This is a genomic window from Streptomyces sp. ISL-10 (assembly GCF_018614575.1).
In the GTDB taxonomy this organism is placed as follows: Bacteria; Actinomycetota; Actinomycetes; order Streptomycetales; family Streptomycetaceae; genus Streptomyces.
The window spans coordinates 109,151-124,263 of sequence record NZ_JAGGOJ010000005.1 but is presented as its reverse complement, the minus strand read 5'-3'; the positions used below and the strand labels follow the sequence as shown (position 1 = coordinate 124,263).

Here is a 15,113-nt window from a genome sequence, read left to right as displayed (position 1 = left end):
CCCGCCGGTACGACGGGCCGGGCCCGGCTCGGGCCGGGCGTCACCCGGCGGCCTTGAAGCCGCGCAGGCGCAGGGAGTTGCCGACGACGAAGACGGAGGAGAAGGCCATCGCGGCTCCGGCGATCATCGGGTTGAGGAGTCCGGCGGCGGCGAGGGGGAGGGCGGCGACGTTGTAGGCGAAGGCCCAGAACAGGTTGGACCGGATGGCGCCGAGGGTCCTGCGGGACAGGCGGATGGCGTCGGCAGCGGCGTTGAGGTCGCCGCGGACGAGGGTGAGGTCGCCGGCCTCGATCGCGGCGTCGGTGCCGGTGCCCATGGCGAGCCCGAGGTCGGCCTGGGCGAGGGCGGCGGCGTCGTTGACACCGTCACCGACCATGGCGACGCTGCGGCCCTCGGCCTGGAGGCGCTTGACCACGTTCACCTTGTCCTCGGGCAGGACCTCCGCGACGACGTTCTCGGGGGAGATGCCGACCTCGGCGGCGACGGTTTCGGCGACCGCCCTGTTGTCGCCGGTGAGCAGGATCGGGGTGAGGCCGAGGGCGCGGAGTCGGCTGATCGCCTCCGGGCTGGTCTCCTTGACGGCGTCGGCGACCTCCAGGACGGCGCGGGCCTCGCCGTCCCAGGCGACCGCGATCGCCGTGCGGCCGGCGACCTCGGCCTCGTGCTGGGCGCGGGCGAGGTGGGCGGGCAGCTCCATCGCCCACTGGGTGAGGAGCTTGGTCCGGCCGACGAGGACGGCGTGGCCGTCGACGATGCCCTGGACGCCGAGGCCGGGGATGTTGGCGAAGTCCTCGGGCGTGGGCAGGGCTCCGACGCGTTCGGCGGCGCCCGCGGCGACGGCCCGGGCGATGGGGTGCTCGGAGGCGTGCTCCAGGGCGCCCACCAGCCGCAGCACCTCGTCCTCGGTGGCGTTGTCCGCGGTGTGGACGGTGAACAGGGTCATGCGGCCGGTGGTGACGGTGCCGGTCTTGTCCAGGACGATGGTGTCGACCCTGCGGGTGGTCTCCAGGACCTCGGGGCCCTTGATGAGGATGCCGAGCTGGGCGCCGCGGCCGGTGCCGACCATGAGCGCGGTCGGCGTGGCGAGACCGAGGGCGCAGGGGCAGGCGATGATCAGAACGGCGACGGCGGCGGTGAACGCGGCGGTCAGTCCGGAGCCGTTGCCGAGCCAGAACCCGAGCGTGCCCAGCGCGAGCGCGATGACGACGGGCACGAAGACGGCGGAGATCCGGTCCGCGAGCCGCTGGGCGGCGGCCTTGCCGTTCTGCGCGTCCTCCACCAGCTTCGCCATGCGGGCCAGCTGGGTGTCCGTGCCGACACGGGTGGCCTCGACGACCAGACGGCCCCCGGCGTTCAGGGTGGCGCCGGTGACACTGTCGCCGACCGCCACCTCCACCGGCACGGACTCGCCGGTGAGCATCGAGGCGTCGACGGCGGAGGCGCCCTCGACGACGGTGCCGTCAGTGGCGATCTTCTCGCCCGGGCGGACCAGGAACCGGTCACCGACCCGGAGTTCGGCGGTCGGGACGGTGACCTCCTGCTTGTTGCGCAGGACGGTGACCTCCTTGGCCCCCAGCTCCAGCAGTGCCTTCAGCGCCGCCCCCGCCTTCCCCTTGGAGCGGGCCTCGAAGTACCGGCCCGCCAGGATGAAGGCGGTGACGCCGGCGGCGGCCTCCAGGTAGATGTTCCCGGAGCCGTCGCTGCGGGCGATCGTGAACTCGAAGGGGTGCGTCATCCCGGGCGTACCGGCGGTCCCGAAGAACAGCGCCCACAGCGACCACAGGAACGCGGCCGACGTGCCGACGGAGATCAGAGTGTCCATCGTCGCCGCGCCGTGCCGGGCGTTGGTGAACGCGGCGCGGTGGAAGGGCCAGGCGGCGTAGGTGACCACGGGGGCGGCGAGGGTCAGGCTGAGCCACTGCCAGTACTCGATCTGCAGGGCCGGCGCCATGGCCATCGCGATCACGGGGACGGACAGGACCACGGCCGTGACGAGCCGCTGCCGCAGCGGCGTGAGCTCGTCGCTCTCGGGTGGTTCGTCCACCGGGTCGGTGCTGCGGGCAGGTGCGGGCTCCTGGGCGGTGTAGCCGGTGGCCTCCACGGTGGCGATCAGGTCCGTGACCTCGGTCCCCTGGGCGAAGGTGATCTTCGCCTTCTCGGTCGCGTAGTTCACGGTCGCCTCGACGCCGTCCATGCGGTTCAGCTTCTTCTGGATGCGGGCGGCGCAGGAGGCGCAGGTCATGCCGCCGATGGCGAGCTCGACCTCGCGTGTGTCGGTGGTGGCCGGGCGGGCGGCGGCTGCGGTCGGCATTCCTGCTCCTCATGGCGGCATGTCATACCCCCCGGGGGTACATTTACGGTTTTATGTATACCCCTTCCCTGTATCGAGTGCAAGGTGTTGTCCGGGCCTGCCGGGGGACCCGTGCGCGGCGCGTGCCGCTCGTGGCTGCCGTCGGGGCCGCTTGCGCATTAGGCTGGATATTGGACTAGACCTCTCGGCCCGCAGGGGGCCGAGTGCCGCCGCAGCCGCTTTCCTGGAGGAATGGGCCCATGAGCAACCGTGCACTCCTGGAGGTGATCGCTCTCGACGCCGAGGACGCGATCGCCGCCCGGTCCGGAGGTGCTGACCGGCTGGAGCTGGTCACCGACATGGCGGCCGACGGCCTGTCCCCGTCGCCAGAGACCTTCGCCCGCGTCCGGGCGGCCGTGGACATTCCGGTGCGCGTCATGCTGCGCCTCACCGACGGTTTCTCGGCGGGCGGCCCGGAGGAGGTGGCCGCATTGGTGCGGACGGCCGAGCGGCTGCGGGCGGAGGGCGCGGACGAGTTCGTGTTCGGCTTCCTGGACGACCACGGCCACCCGGACCTCGTGACCGTGGAACGGCTGATGGCGGTCCTGGACGGCTGCCGGTGGACGTTCCACCGGGCGATCGACCGCGCGGCTGACCGCGACGGGCTGCGCAAGCAACTGGCGGACGTACCGGGCCTGGACACGTACCTGACGGCCGGGGCGGCGGAGGGCGTCGACGCGGGGCTGCCGACGCTGCTCGCGGAGGCGTCCCGCAGCGGCGAACCGGGCTACGACCCGGCGCTGCTCGTGGGCGGCGGCCTGCGCCTCGAACACGTCCCCCCGCTGCGGGCCGCGGGGGTGCAGGGCTTCCACATCGGCGGCGCGTCCCGCCCGTCGGGCTGGTCGCACCCGGTGTCGCCGTCGGCGGTCTCGGCGTGGCGGGAGGCACTGGACGCGTAGGGGTGTACCCGGCGGGGGCGCCGCGCCGCCGGGGTGGTCGCTGCTCGGGGTGTGGGGCTGCTGCGGCCCGGGGTGGTCGCTGGTCGGGGTGTGGGGCTGCCGCCGCCCAGGGTGGTCGCTGCCGGGGGGTGGTGCGGAGGTGCTACGCCGCCGGGGTGGTGCCCCCCGGGGGCTGCTCCGCGCCGGGCGGCCGCTGCCCGGAGGTTGCTGCTCCGGCCCCCGGGCGGCCGCTGCTCTCGGGGGACGGGTGCGGGGGGCCGGCCTCGGCCCCGGGGTGGTCGCTGCTCGCGGGGCGGTGCGGGGTGCCGCGCCGCCGGGTGGCCCCAGCCGGGGGGTGTGGGGCTGCTGCTCCGGGGCTGGGGGCGGCGGTACCGGCTGCGTCGTCCCCCAGGCTCGGTGGCCGCTGCACGGACCGTCGCCGGTGGCGGACGCTGCTGACGGGAGCGTCACCCCGCCGTCACGTCAACTGCGGCGGCAGCGGCTGCGCGTGCAGAATCGTCAGGCCCGAGACCGCGCGGGTCAGTGCCACGTACAGGCGGCGCAGGCCCGTGCGTTCGTCCGGCTCGGCCGTCACCACCGCCGCGGGCTCGTCCAGCACCACGTAGTCGTACTCCAGGCCCTTCGCCAGCGACGCGGGCACCAGCGTCAGGCGGGACGCCGCCGTCGTCTCCTCGCCGGGGGAGAGGTGGGGCAGGCCGGCCGAGGCCAGCGCCGCCGCCAGTGCCGGGACGCGGGCGTCCGCGGCGATCAGGCCGATCGAACCCTCCCGGCCCAGCGATTCCACGCATGCGGCGACGACCGCCGCGTCCAGGTCGCCGGTGACCGGCCGGACCGACAGCGAGCCCGGATTCTCGCGGACGGAGGAGACCGGGGCCAGCCCCGGTGACATGTGCGGCAGCAGCCGGGAGGCGTATGCGATCACCTCGCGCGGCACGCGGAAGCCCGCCGTGAGTTCTTCGACCGCCGCGTCCGCCTTGCCGAGGTGGGACAGCGCCTCCGCCCACGACGACGTCGCCCACGGCGTCGTGCCCTGGGCCAGGTCGCCCAGCACGGTCGCCGAGCCCGTCGAGCAGCGTCGGCCCACCGCGCGGTACTGCATCGGCGACAGGTCCTGCGCCTCGTCGAGCACGACATGGCCGAGGGAGTGGGTGCGCTGCACGAGATCCGTCGCCTCGTCGATCAGCACCGCGTCCGCCGCCGACCACTTGGCCGACTTCACGCTGCGGGCGGGCCTGTCCCACCGGACGGTGTCCTGTTCCTCGGGGGTGAGGACGCCCTCGGCGTGCGCGGCGAGGAACTCCGCGTCGGACAGGAGGCGCAGAACGAGCTTCGCCGGGTCCACCGGCGGCCAGATCGCCTTGACCGCCGCCTTGACCGCGGCGTTCCGCGCAACGGCGTCCTGGACGCGGTCGTCCGGAGCCTCGCCCGCCTGCTCCATGCGGACCAGCACCGTGTGGGCGATCCGCTGGGGGAGGGCGTCGCGCGCGGAGCCGTACCGGACGTCCCGGTCGAGCAACTCGCGGACGATCTCCTCCAGTTCGTACGCGGGAATCCGCCAGCGCCGCGAGCCGCGCACGACCATGAGCGGCTCCGTCGGCAGCGTGACGTGCGAGCGGACCGCGCGGCGCAGCACCTCGGCCATCCTCGCGTCACCCTTGACGACGGCCGCCGTCGGCGTGTCCGTGCCGCGCACCTCCACATGGGCGACGAGGTCGTCGACGGTGGACTGCCGGACCTCCAACTCGCCCAGCGCGGGGAGCACTTGCTCGATGTAGTGGAGGAAGGAGCGGTTCGGTCCGATGACGAGGGTGCCGGTGCGGGCCAGCCGTTCCCGGTGGGCGTACAGCAGATACGCGACACGGTGCAGTCCGACCGCCGTCTTTCCGGTGCCCGGCCCGCCCTGCACGCACACCGTGCCGGACAGACCGCTGCGGACGATCTCGTCCTGCTCGGGCTGGATCGTCGCCACGATGTCCCGCATGGGGCCCACGCGCGGCCGTTCGATCTCCGCCTGGAGGAGCCTGGAGGTCTGCTCCGCCTCCGAAGGGTCGGTGAGGTGCTCGTCCTCGTACGCGGTGAGCTCGCCGCCCGTGTAACCGAAGCGCCGCCGCAGGCCCACGTCCTTCGGGTCCTTGCGCGAGGCGCGGTAGAACGGCTGGGAGACAGGGGCGCGCCAGTCGACGACCATCGGGTCGCCCCCGGCGTCGTGCACGTGCCGGCGGCCGATGTAGAAGCGCTGCCCTTCCTGCGCGGTGTGCAGATAGTCGAGGCGGCCGAAGAACAGTGGGGTGTGCGCGAGGTCGGCGAGCGCCTTGATACGGTCCTCGATCTGCGACCGCAGGACGGCCGCGTTGACCCAGTTCGCGGTGACGTCCTTGATGTCGAGTGACTCGACGTCCTTGCGCATCGCGCGCAACGCGGCCCGCGAGGCGGCGAGGTGCGCGCGCTCCCGTGCGAGTGGATCACCGCCGTCGACGGTGGGTGCTGCCGTGGCGGGAGAGACGTCGGGTACAGGGGCGCGCGCGGGCACGGGTTGCCTCCGGGCTGATGCTTCGTGATCACGACATGGCAGACCGGCCGGTTTCCGTCCGGGCGGTGGCACTCCTCGAAGGAGGCGGGAGGGCCCCGACCGTGTCGGGGGCAAGCCCGCGATTTTAGTCAGCGCCTTGGCGGGGGGCGAACGGTTTTTCCCGGCCGTCCTTCCCGTAGGGGACGCCGTCTGTCTGGAGGAGGATGCGTGCCGGTGCGCGGCTCAGCCCGCAGAGCGATGCTCCGGACGGGTGAAAGGACCACCATGGAGACATGAGTACAGCGACCTTCGCCCCAGGCACCACGCCCCATGGCGGCGCGACCGCCACGGGCGCCGTCCACCACTCCCCGCACCGCGTCGGCAACGCGCTGCGCGCCATCAAGGTCTTCGCCGAGGCCGTGTTCTCGGTGGCCGTCCTCGGCGAGTACGCCGAGGAGGCGGGTGTCCGCCGCCACCCCGCCCAGCCCGGTCGTAGCTGACCACCGGAGGCAGCCCGGTCGTGGTTGACCACGGCGGGGGCCGTTGGTGGTCGCGGTTCGGGGGTGGTTTCCTCGGGTTTGGCCGGGGGCAGCCCGGTCGTGGTCGACCACGGCGGGGGCCGTTGGTGGTCGCGGTTCGGGGGGCGGCGGCGGGACACCCAGCCGGTCAGTGGACCGGGTCCACGGGGCCCTCCGCGTCGCCCGCCAGCAGCTCGTCCGCGTCCACGATCCGGTACGCGTAGCCCTGCTCGGCCAGGAACCGCTGGCGGTGCGCCGCGAAGTCCTGGTCGATCGTGTCCCTCGCCACCACCGAGTAGAAATGCGCCTTGTGGCCGTCCGCCTTCGGGCGCAGAACGCGGCCGAGGCGCTGTGCCTCCTCCTGGCGCGAACCGAAGGTGCCGGAGACCTGGATCGCGATCGTCGCCTCAGGCAGGTCGATCGAGAAGTTCGCGACCTTCGAGACGACGAGCACGCTGATCTCGCCGTTGCGGAAGGCGTCGAAGAGCTTCTCGCGCTGCGCGTTCGACGTCTCGCCCTTGATCACCGGGGCGTCCAGGTGCTCGCCCAGCTCGTCGAGCTGGTCGATGTACTGGCCGATGACCAGGATCTGCTGCCCCGCATGCTTGCGGACCAGCCGCTCGGCCACCTTCCGCTTCGTCGCCGTCGTCGCGCAGAAGCGGTACTTCTCCTCCGTCTCGGCGGTCGCGTAGGCGAGCCGCTCGGAGTCGGTGAGATTGACCCGTACCTCCACGCAGTCGGCGGGCGCGATGTAGCCCTGCGCCTCGATCTCCTTCCAGGGCGCGTCGAACCGCTTCGGCCCGATCAACGAGAAGACGTCCGACTCCCGGCCGTCCTCGCGCACGAGGGTCGCGGTCAGGCCGAGGCGGCGGCGGGCCTGGAGGTCGGCGGTGAACTTGAAGACCGGCGCGGGCAGCAGGTGCACCTCGTCGTAGAGGATCAGGCCCCAGTCGCGGGAGTCGAACAGCTCCAGGTGCGGGTAGATGCCCTTCCGCTTGGTCGTCAGCACCTGGTAGGTGGCGATGGTGACCGGGCGGATCTCCTTCTTCGTGCCGCTGTACTCGCCGATCTCGTCCTCGGTCAGCGACGTCCGCCGCACCAGCTCGTGCTTCCACTGCCGGGCGGAGACGGTGTTGGTGACGAGGATCAGCGTGGTGGCCTTCGCCTGCGCCATCGCCCCCGCCCCGACCAGCGTCTTGCCTGCTCCGCAGGGCAGGACGACGACGCCCGAGCCGCCGTGCCAGAAGCCCTCGACGGCCTGCTTCTGGTACGGGCGCAGCGCCCAGTCCGTCTCGTCGAGGTCGATGCGGTGCGCCTCGCCGTCGACGTAACCCGCGAGGTCCTCCGCCGGCCAGCCCAGCTTCAGCAGCGTCTGCTTGATCTGCCCGCGCTCGGAGGGATGGACGGCGACCGTGTCCGCGTCGAGCCGGGGACCGACCAGCGGCTGGACCTTCTTGGAGCGCAGGATCTCCTCCAGCACCGGCCGATCGGTGCTGGTCAGGACGAGCCCGTGGGTGGGGTGCTTGCTGAGGGTGAGCCGGCCGTAGCGGGCCATCGTCTCGGCGACGTCCACGAGCAGGGCGTGCGGAACGGGGTAGCGGGAGAACTCGACCAGCGCGTCGACGACCTGCTCGGCGTCGTGCCCGGCGGCGCGCGCGTTCCACAGGCCGAGCGGGGTGACCCGGTAGGTGTGGATGTGCTCGGGTGCGCGCTCCAGCTCCGCGAACGGCGCGATGGCACGACGGCAGGCGTCCGCCAGCTCGTGATCGACTTCGAGAAGGAGGGTCTTGTCGCTCTGGACGATGAGTGGACCGTTCACACCTGCGCCCTTTCGATGAGGCTGAAGGCCGGTGAGGCCAAACCTCAAGTGTGCCGCATGGCGGGAGATGGGAGCTCAGGCCGCGTCACCGGCCGGTGACGCGGGGCTGAACGACAGGCGTGGGCCGGTACGCGCGGGAGGCTCAGCCTGTGTCGTGGGCCGGTACGCGCGGGAGGCTCAGCCTGTGTCGTGGGCCGGTACGCGCGGGAGGCTCAGCCTGTGTCGTCGGCCGGTGACCACGGGAGCTCAGGCCGAGTCGTCGGCCAGCTCCGCCACACCCGTGATGCGGTGCAGCGGATACGTGCGCACCTCGTCCGCCGTGTGGTCGTACGCCGTCACGAAGCCGCCCTCCACCCGGACCGGGGCGATCACCCGCTGGCTGGCCGCGCCGTCCGCGTTGACGTAGCCGATCCAGACGGCTGAGCCGGTCATCGCCGCTGCCTGGACGGTGGCCAGGGTCTCGGCCGGGGTGGTGCGCGGGAGTTCGCCGTTGACGGCCGGACGGGCCGCCGCCTCGGTGACCGGCTTGCGCTCCACCGTGGCCGCCAGGTCACCGGCCCGGATCGCCTTCACGGCCGCGCCGAGGAGCGTGACGTCGGGCACGGGCGGCCCGTCCGGGACCGGTGCCGGCGGAGTGCGCGGCGGGGTGCGACGGGCGTGGGCGCGGGTGATCAGCACGTCGCCCTGGGCCGACTCGGCGGCCGGCGCGTACCCCATCGTCCGCAGTCCTTCGAGCAGCGCCGCCGGGTCGGCCTGGGCGGCCAGGACCGTGGGCGCGAGGCGGCGCAGCCCGAGGCTCTGGGAGCGCCTGTCCGCCAGGATCTCGCCGAGCAGCGCGTCGTCGTCGCAGCGCACGTACGCGGAGGCCGCCCCGACGCGCAGATGGCCGTGGCGGCGGGCGACGTCGTCGATGAGGTACGTCAGCGGCTGCGGCACGGGTGTGCGCGAGTGCGTGGCCAGAAAGGTGTGCAGGTCGGCGGCGGCCCGTCCGGCGTCGAGCGCGCGGCGTACGGAGCCGGGCGTGAAGCGGTAGACGGTGGCGCCGCCCTTGGACTCGACGTCGGCCAGGACGGCGAGCGTCTCGGCCAGCGGGCGCTCCAGCGGCCCCGGCGCGACGGCGGTCAGGTCGGCCTGGAGCAGGACGTGGTCCAGCGGCGCGGGCAGCAGCGGGGCGAGGAGCGAAACGGCACGGGCGCGGCGGTCGGCGGCGGAGCCACCAAAGTCACCGGATCCGGGGGGCGCGGCGCGGTAGGCGACGGGCCCCGGCCGTGGCACCGCGGCCGCGGCCGCGACCGGGGCGCCGGCCTCGGGCCGGGCAGAGGCACCGGCGGAGGCGTCGGCGGCGAACCGGGCGGAGGCACCGGCGGCGGCATCTGTCTCGGGCCGTGCCGGGGCCGGCAGGCTCAGCAGCGCCCGGGTATGGGTGGCGAGCGCGCCGCGCCCGGTCACGCCCAGCAGCTCCGTCTCCGCGAGCGTCCAGTTCGCCAGGCGCGTCCGCAGGTCGTGTCCGGCGCCCGGGGAGTCGGCCCGCTCGCCCCGCAACGGCCGCTCCCACTGCAACCGGTCGAGCAGCGTCTTCGGTTCCGGGACGGCACCCGCGGGGAGGGACGCCATCAGCTCCAGCACCCGCAACCGCACCTCCGGCGCGGCCGAACGGTCCAGGTCCGGGCCGAGCGCGGCGAGCGTGCGGCCCTTGGAGTCCTGGGTGCCGACGAGGCCGGGCACACGGGTCGCCGTCAACCATGCGACGGCCAGGTCCGCCCACCGCTCCGCCGTGGGCAGCTCCAGCCACTCGTCGTACGCGGGCGTGGGTGCGTACCGCTCGTCGGCCTCGCCGTCCGTGGCCACCAGCCCTGCCGCGTAGGCGAGTTCGAGCCAGAAGGCGGCGAGCTGCTCGGTCGTGTCCAGGGCGGCGGCCGTCCGCTTGAGGTCGCGTACGGACAGACCGCCCGCACGCAGCACCGGCGGCCCTCCCTCGTGCCAGTCCTTCAGCAGATCCTCCACCGTCGTCAACGCGGTGTACGCCTGACCGGCCGCCGCGCTGTCCACAGCCTGTGGACGACGTTCGGTCGCCTGCCCCACCGCCGGCGGCAGCGGCTCCGGCACCCGGTGGGCCCGGCCCGCCCGCAGATGCAGTGCCGCCTCCCTCGGCAGCACCACCGTCCGCGGCGACGCGGGCAGCAGCAGCCCGCGGTCCCGCAGCCACTGCACGTGCGGCGCGGGAGAGGATGTGACCTCCCCGTACGGCGGCCCCCACACCAGCCGGTCGAGCACCGCCAGCGCCTGCGGCGGCGCGGTGTCCAGCAGCAGTGCCATCCGCCGACTGTCCGTGAACAGCGCCGTCAACGCCTCGACCGCCGACACCGGGTCGTGCGTGGGCGGCAGCCCGGCCACCGAGAGGATCTCCTGCAACCTGCCCGGCGACATGCCCGCCGTCGCCTCGGCGACCGACGGGCCGAGCCCGGTGGGCGAGGGACGCGTGGGGGAAGGCGCCAGCAGTTCACGCGCGGTGCGCACCAGCCGCAGCCGGTCGTCGCCGCCCCACACCAGGGCCTGCCCGCGCAGCACCTCCAGCGCGCCCGGCAGCGCCGCCTCGACCTCCGCCGCGCCCTCGTCACCGGCCATCAGCGCGAGCAGGGCCTCGTACGGGGCCGGGTCCGGAGCCACCGCCAGCGCCTCGGCGGCCTGCAGCGTGAACCGGTCGAGCCGCTCCAGCGCACGGACGACGGAGGCACGGGTGCCGGCACGCGTGGCGAGCTGGCTGACATCGGTCGGCACCGGGCTCAGCAGATCGGGACGGGCACGCAGCAGCGCGGCCAGGTCCTCGTCGGTGCGGGCGCGCAACGCTTCCGCGAGCGTGCGCGGGGCGGCGGCGCCGCTTGCTTCGGGCTTGGTCCCCATCCGCCCCACGTTAGCCCCTGGAGCGCTACCGTCGTGGACAGGGCGGGCCCGGTGAAGGGGCCGTGATGTTGTGGGACACGCCGGGAGCACAGGGGAACGTCCGTGGGGATCGAGAGCGATCAGCTCGTCTACGACTATCTGAGCCGGGTCGGAGACCTGGCCCAGCAGGCACAGCTCCCGTCGTCGGCCCGGATGCGGCTCGTGACGTCGCTGCGGGGCGAGATCGACAGGCAGCGGGGCCGGTTCGGCGGGGAGAGCCCGGCCGCGGTGCGCCGGATCCTCGGGCGGCTCGGCGCGCCGGAGGCGGTGGTCGCCGCGGCGGCGGAGGGTTCGGACGCGCCCTCCGGTCCCGCGCCGTCCGTCACCTCGCCGCCCCCGCCGTCCGTAACCTCGCGGCCCTCGCCGCTCTCGACGCCGAACACCGAGGGAGCGGGGGCCGGGCCCGGGGCCGCTGGGCGGCGGCCGACGATGCCGCGGCAGCGCGGATGGCGGCGCATCCCGCGCCCGCGGACGACGGAGGCCGCCCCGGCCCCCGCGCCGCAGGAGGCGTCGCCGCCGCACCTGGCCGGGATGGACGAGCTCGGGCCGTCGGGTTCCGAGCCCGACTGGTGGCGGATCGAACCGGGGCCGTTCGGGGCGGGGGAGCGGGTGGCGGGGTTCGTTGGGGGTGTGGAGGTCCCCGAGATACTGAAGCCGCCGCCCGTGGAGGACGCCGAGTCCGATCCCGAGTCCGACCCGGAGGTCGATCCCGACGAGGTGGAGGCGGAGGAGGAGGCCGTGCCTGCCCGGCGGCGGTGGCTCCCGCGTCTGCGCCGGCGCCGCGACGGGGAGAGAGGCCCTGCCGATCCGTTCCTGCTGCTGGCCGCCGCCCTGCTGCTCGTCGGTGCGGTCCTCGGCTCGCTGCTGCCCCTGGCGGGCGGCTGGCTCCTCGCGTACGGCTCGCGCCGTCTGTCGGCCACTCAGTCGAAACTGGCGGTCGTCGGCCTTCCGGGCGCGGCCGCGGCCGCCGGAGTCGTCTGGCTGTGGGGCCGCGTCAACGGCCGCTGGGGCACGCCGATCTCCGACGACGGGATGCGGGAGGCGCTGACCGGGACGTGGCCGTGGATGCTGAAGGGGGCCGCCGTGGCCTCCGCGCTGTATCTGCTGTGGCGGGGCACGAGGGGCCGACGCGGTTGAGGGGGTGACCGGCTCCTGATCGGCCGGACACCCCCAGGGGGCGTCTCGCCCCCGCGGTCAGCTCACTTGGTCAGATCCGCCTGGAGCTCGTCCAGGATCTTCGCCGCCGCCGTGTAGCCGATGCCCTGGATCCACAGCTGGTCCTCGACGGCGAAGACCTTGTCGTTCTTCACCGCGGCCATGCCCTTCCACAGCGCGCTGTCCAGCGTCTGCGTCTGCTTCGCCTTCTTCGGGTCGCCGTACGTCGAGTGGAACACCACGTCCGCGTCCGCCAGGTCGATCTTCTCCGGGCTCACGTCGTACGAGAAGCCGTCCTTGGCCTTGTCCGTGACGGCCGGGCGGCCCAGGCCGACGTCCGCGAGGATCGTGGAGATGTAGTTCTGCTTGCCGTAGATGCGGATGTCCGCGCCCTCGACGAAGCGCACCACGTTCACCTCGGTCGCGGCCGCCTTCTCCTTGCCGCCGAGCGCCTCGGTGACCTTCTTCGTGTGCGTCTCGTAGTCCGCGACGGCCTTCTGCGCCTCGGCCTTCTTGCCGAGGGCGTCCGCGTGGAGCTGGAAGTTCTCCTTCCAGGGGTAGCCGGTCGTCTCCGTCATCACGGTCGGCGCGATCTTCTTCAGCTCCGCGTACTGCGTGCCGCCGGACCTTGGACGTCAGGATCAGGTCGGGCTTCAGCGCGATGATCGCCTCCAGGTTCGGCGTCATCATCTCGCCGACGTCCTTGATGCCGGCGACCTTGTCCTTCGGCAGGTAGGGCAGGAAGCCGGACCCGGCGTCGGCGTGCGTCGCGCCGACCGGCTTGACGCCCAGGGTGATCGCGGAGTCCAGCTCGGCGGTGTCGAGCACGACGACGCGCTTGGGGGCGTCGGGGACCTCGACGTCGCCCATGGCGGTCTTGACCGTGTGCGTGCCGCCCTTGGATCCGGATCCCTTGCTCTTCGAGGAGGACTCCGACGACCCGCACGCGGTGAGCGTCAGCGCGGCGGCCAGCGCGAGGGAACCGGCGACGAGGCCGTGGCGGCGAAGAGAGGTTGTCATGGGGAGGGGACCCTTTCGGTCGGGGGAGCGGGGGACGATGCCGGCGTGTACGGCGCGGCGGGCACGACGAGCGGCGAGCCGGTCACCGGGTCGGGGATGACCACGGATTCCAGACCGAAGACCTCGTGTACGAGTTCGGCGGTGACGATGTCCGCGGGCCGGCCCTCGGCGACGATCCGCCCCGCCTTCATGGCGACGAGATGGCCGGCGTAACGGGCGGCCTGGTTGAGGTCGTGCAGGACGGCGACGACGGTACGGCCGCGTTCGTGGTTCAACTGGCGTACGAGATCGAGCACCTCGACCTGGTGCGAGATGTCGAGGTACGTCGTCGGCTCGTCCAGCAGCAGCAGATCCGTCTCCTGCGCGAGCGCCATCGCGATCCACACGCGCTGGCGCTGGCCGCCGGAGAGCTCGTCGACCGGGCGGTCGGCCAGGGCGGTGACGTCCGTGCGCTCCATCGCGTCGGTGACCGCGCGCTCGTCCTCGTCCGACCACTGCTTCCACCACGCCTGGTGCGGCTGGCGGCCGCGCGCGACGAGGTCGGCGACGGTGATGGCCTCCGGGGCGACCGGGGACTGCGGCAGCAGGCCGATCGACTGCGCGATCCGCTTCGTCGGGATCTTCGCGAGCTCCTGGCCGTCGAGCAGCACCGCCCCGCCCTTCGGCTTCAGCAGCCGTCCCAGGGCCCGCAGGGTCGTCGACTTGCCGCAGGCGTTGGGGCCGACGATGACGGTCACCTGCCCGTCGGGCACGGCGAGATCGAGGTCGTGCACGACCGTGCGGTCCTCGTAGGCGAGCGTCAGCTCGCGGGCCGTCAGCCTGCTCACGAAGTGCCTCCAGCGGTACGACCGGTGTGGCTGCGGACGATCAGCCAGATCAGGTAGGGAGCGCCGACGGCGGCCGTGAGCACGCCCACGGGCAGCTCGGTCGGCGAGAACAGCCGCCGGGCCAGCAGATCGGCGAGTACGACGATCACGGCGCCCATCAGGGCGGAGCTCAGCAGCGGGATCTGCGCGGTGCGGGTCATACGGCGGGCGATCTGCGGCGCGAGCAGCGCGACGAAGTCGACGGGCCCGGCGGCGCCGGTCGCGACGGACGCGAGGACGACGCCGAGGAGCACCAGCCCCAGCCGTATGTGCCCCAGCCGTACGCCGAGCGCGGTCGCGGTGTCGTCGTCCATCGAGACGGTGCGCTGGGCGCGCGCCGCCCACAGCGCCGCCGGCAGCAGGACGAGCAGCGTCCAGCCCAGCGGGGCGGCCTCCTCCCAGCCGCGGCCGTTGAGCGATCCGGTCATCCAGATCTGGGCCTGCTGGGCGACGAGATAGTCGCCCTTGGTCATGACCAGGGTGGTGACGGAACGGAGCGCGATCGCGAAGCCGATGCCGATGAGGACGAAGCGGGTGGCGTGCAGGCCGCCGCGCCAGGCGAAGACGTACACGAGCGCGGCGGCGACGACGCCGCCGGTGACGGAGAGGTACGGCAGGGCGGTGTACGAGGTGATGCCGAAGGTCATCGCGGTGACGGTCAGCGCGCTCGCGCCCTGGCTGATGCCGATGATGTCGGGGCTGGCCAGCGGATTGCGCGCGACCGTCTGGATGAGCGCGCCCGCGACACCGAACGCGACGCCGACGAGCAGCCCGACGACGAGCCGGGGCAGGCGGAGCGTGCCGACGACGAGCTCGTCGGCAGACGGCTGCCCGAGGACCACCTTCAGGACCTCGGCGGGCGCGACGAAGCTCTCGCCGACGGAGAGGTAGGCGACGCAGGCCACGGCGAGCAGGGCGGTGAGCGCGGCCGCGACGAGCGCGGCACGCCGGTGCAGCAGGAAGCTGGCGCGTCCGACGCGGGCCAGGGAGTACCCGGCGGGCCGGACGGTCACGGTGTCAGCCGTCATGCGAGGCCC

General features: G+C 73.5%; 9 protein-coding genes and 1 pseudogene. 3 read left to right on the top strand and 7 right to left on the bottom strand.

Annotated elements, in window-relative coordinates:
• Positions 1-40 precede the first annotated feature (40 nt).
• Positions 41-2,311, bottom strand: coding sequence for a cation-translocating P-type ATPase (locus J7E88_RS05425; protein WP_215177843.1), 2,271 nt, complete (start codon positions 2,309-2,311; stop codon positions 41-43).
• A 239-nt stretch (positions 2,312-2,550) separates the two neighbouring features.
• On the opposite strand from J7E88_RS05425, the gene J7E88_RS05420 reads away from it, so the two are divergent.
• The gene (locus tag J7E88_RS05420; RefSeq protein WP_215177841.1) at positions 2,551-3,249 is read left to right on the top strand and encodes a copper homeostasis protein CutC; all 699 of its coding nucleotides are present in this window, start codon (positions 2,551-2,553) and stop codon (positions 3,247-3,249) included.
• 457 nt (positions 3,250-3,706) lie between these two features.
• Here J7E88_RS05420 and J7E88_RS05415 read toward each other — a convergent pair whose 3' ends face one another.
• Positions 3,707-5,779: a UvrD-helicase domain-containing protein gene (locus tag J7E88_RS05415; RefSeq protein WP_308307314.1), complete on the bottom strand. Its 2,073-nt coding sequence runs from the start codon at positions 5,777-5,779 to the stop codon at positions 3,707-3,709.
• 272 nt (positions 5,780-6,051) lie between these two features.
• Between J7E88_RS05415 and J7E88_RS05410 the strand changes: the two genes are divergently transcribed.
• The gene (locus J7E88_RS05410; RefSeq protein ID WP_215177839.1) at positions 6,052-6,258 is read left to right on the top strand and encodes a hypothetical protein; all 207 of its coding nucleotides are present in this window, start codon (positions 6,052-6,054) and stop codon (positions 6,256-6,258) included.
• 166 nt (positions 6,259-6,424) lie between these two features.
• Here J7E88_RS05410 and J7E88_RS05405 read toward each other — a convergent pair whose 3' ends face one another.
• Both J7E88_RS05405 and J7E88_RS05400 read right to left on the bottom strand, forming a co-directional pair.
• Positions 6,425-8,095 carry a DNA repair helicase XPB gene (locus J7E88_RS05405; protein WP_215177835.1) on the bottom strand — a complete coding sequence of 557 codons (1,671 nt, stop codon included), beginning with the start codon at positions 8,093-8,095 and terminating at the stop codon, positions 6,425-6,427.
• 246 nt (positions 8,096-8,341) lie between these two features.
• Positions 8,342-10,996 carry a helicase C-terminal domain-containing protein gene (locus J7E88_RS05400; protein ID WP_215177834.1) on the bottom strand — a complete coding sequence of 885 codons (2,655 nt, stop codon included), beginning with the start codon at positions 10,994-10,996 and terminating at the stop codon, positions 8,342-8,344.
• A gap of 102 nt (positions 10,997-11,098) precedes the next feature.
• On the opposite strand from J7E88_RS05400, the gene J7E88_RS05395 reads away from it, so the two are divergent.
• Positions 11,099-12,172 (top strand): hypothetical protein, encoded by a 1,074-nt coding sequence (locus tag J7E88_RS05395; RefSeq protein ID WP_215177831.1) that lies wholly within the window; start codon positions 11,099-11,101, stop codon positions 12,170-12,172.
• Positions 12,173-12,234: 62 nt separating this feature from the next.
• On the opposite strand, the pseudogene J7E88_RS05390 reads toward J7E88_RS05395, so the two are convergent.
• From J7E88_RS05390 to J7E88_RS05380, 3 genes and pseudogenes are all read right to left on the bottom strand, one after another.
• Positions 12,235-13,210, bottom strand: a pseudogene (locus tag J7E88_RS05390) (ABC transporter substrate-binding protein).
• Positions 13,207-14,037: an ABC transporter ATP-binding protein gene (locus J7E88_RS05385; protein ID WP_215177829.1), complete on the bottom strand. Its 831-nt coding sequence runs from the start codon at positions 14,035-14,037 to the stop codon at positions 13,207-13,209. The pseudogene J7E88_RS05390 and the gene J7E88_RS05385 overlap by 4 nt, the downstream one beginning before the upstream one ends.
• On the bottom strand, positions 14,034-15,104 hold the full coding sequence (locus J7E88_RS05380; protein ID WP_215177828.1) for an iron chelate uptake ABC transporter family permease subunit: 1,071 nt from the start codon (positions 15,102-15,104) through the stop codon (positions 14,034-14,036). The genes J7E88_RS05385 and J7E88_RS05380 overlap by 4 nt, the downstream gene beginning before the upstream one ends.
• Positions 15,105-15,113 lie beyond the last annotated feature (9 nt).

Coding starts and splice junctions, on each gene's coding strand:
- J7E88_RS05410 (WP_215177839.1), top strand. CDS start 6,052: ATGAGTACAGCGACCTTCGCCCCAGGCACCACGCCCCATGGCGGCGCG.
- J7E88_RS05380 (WP_215177828.1), bottom strand. CDS start 15,104: ATGACGGCTGACACCGTGACCGTCCGGCCCGCCGGGTACTCCCTGGCC.
- J7E88_RS05425 (WP_215177843.1), bottom strand. CDS start 2,311: ATGCCGACCGCAGCCGCCGCCCGCCCGGCCACCACCGACACACGCGAG.
- J7E88_RS05400 (WP_215177834.1), bottom strand. CDS start 10,996: ATGGGGACCAAGCCCGAAGCAAGCGGCGCCGCCGCCCCGCGCACGCTC.
- J7E88_RS05420 (WP_215177841.1), top strand. CDS start 2,551: ATGAGCAACCGTGCACTCCTGGAGGTGATCGCTCTCGACGCCGAGGAC.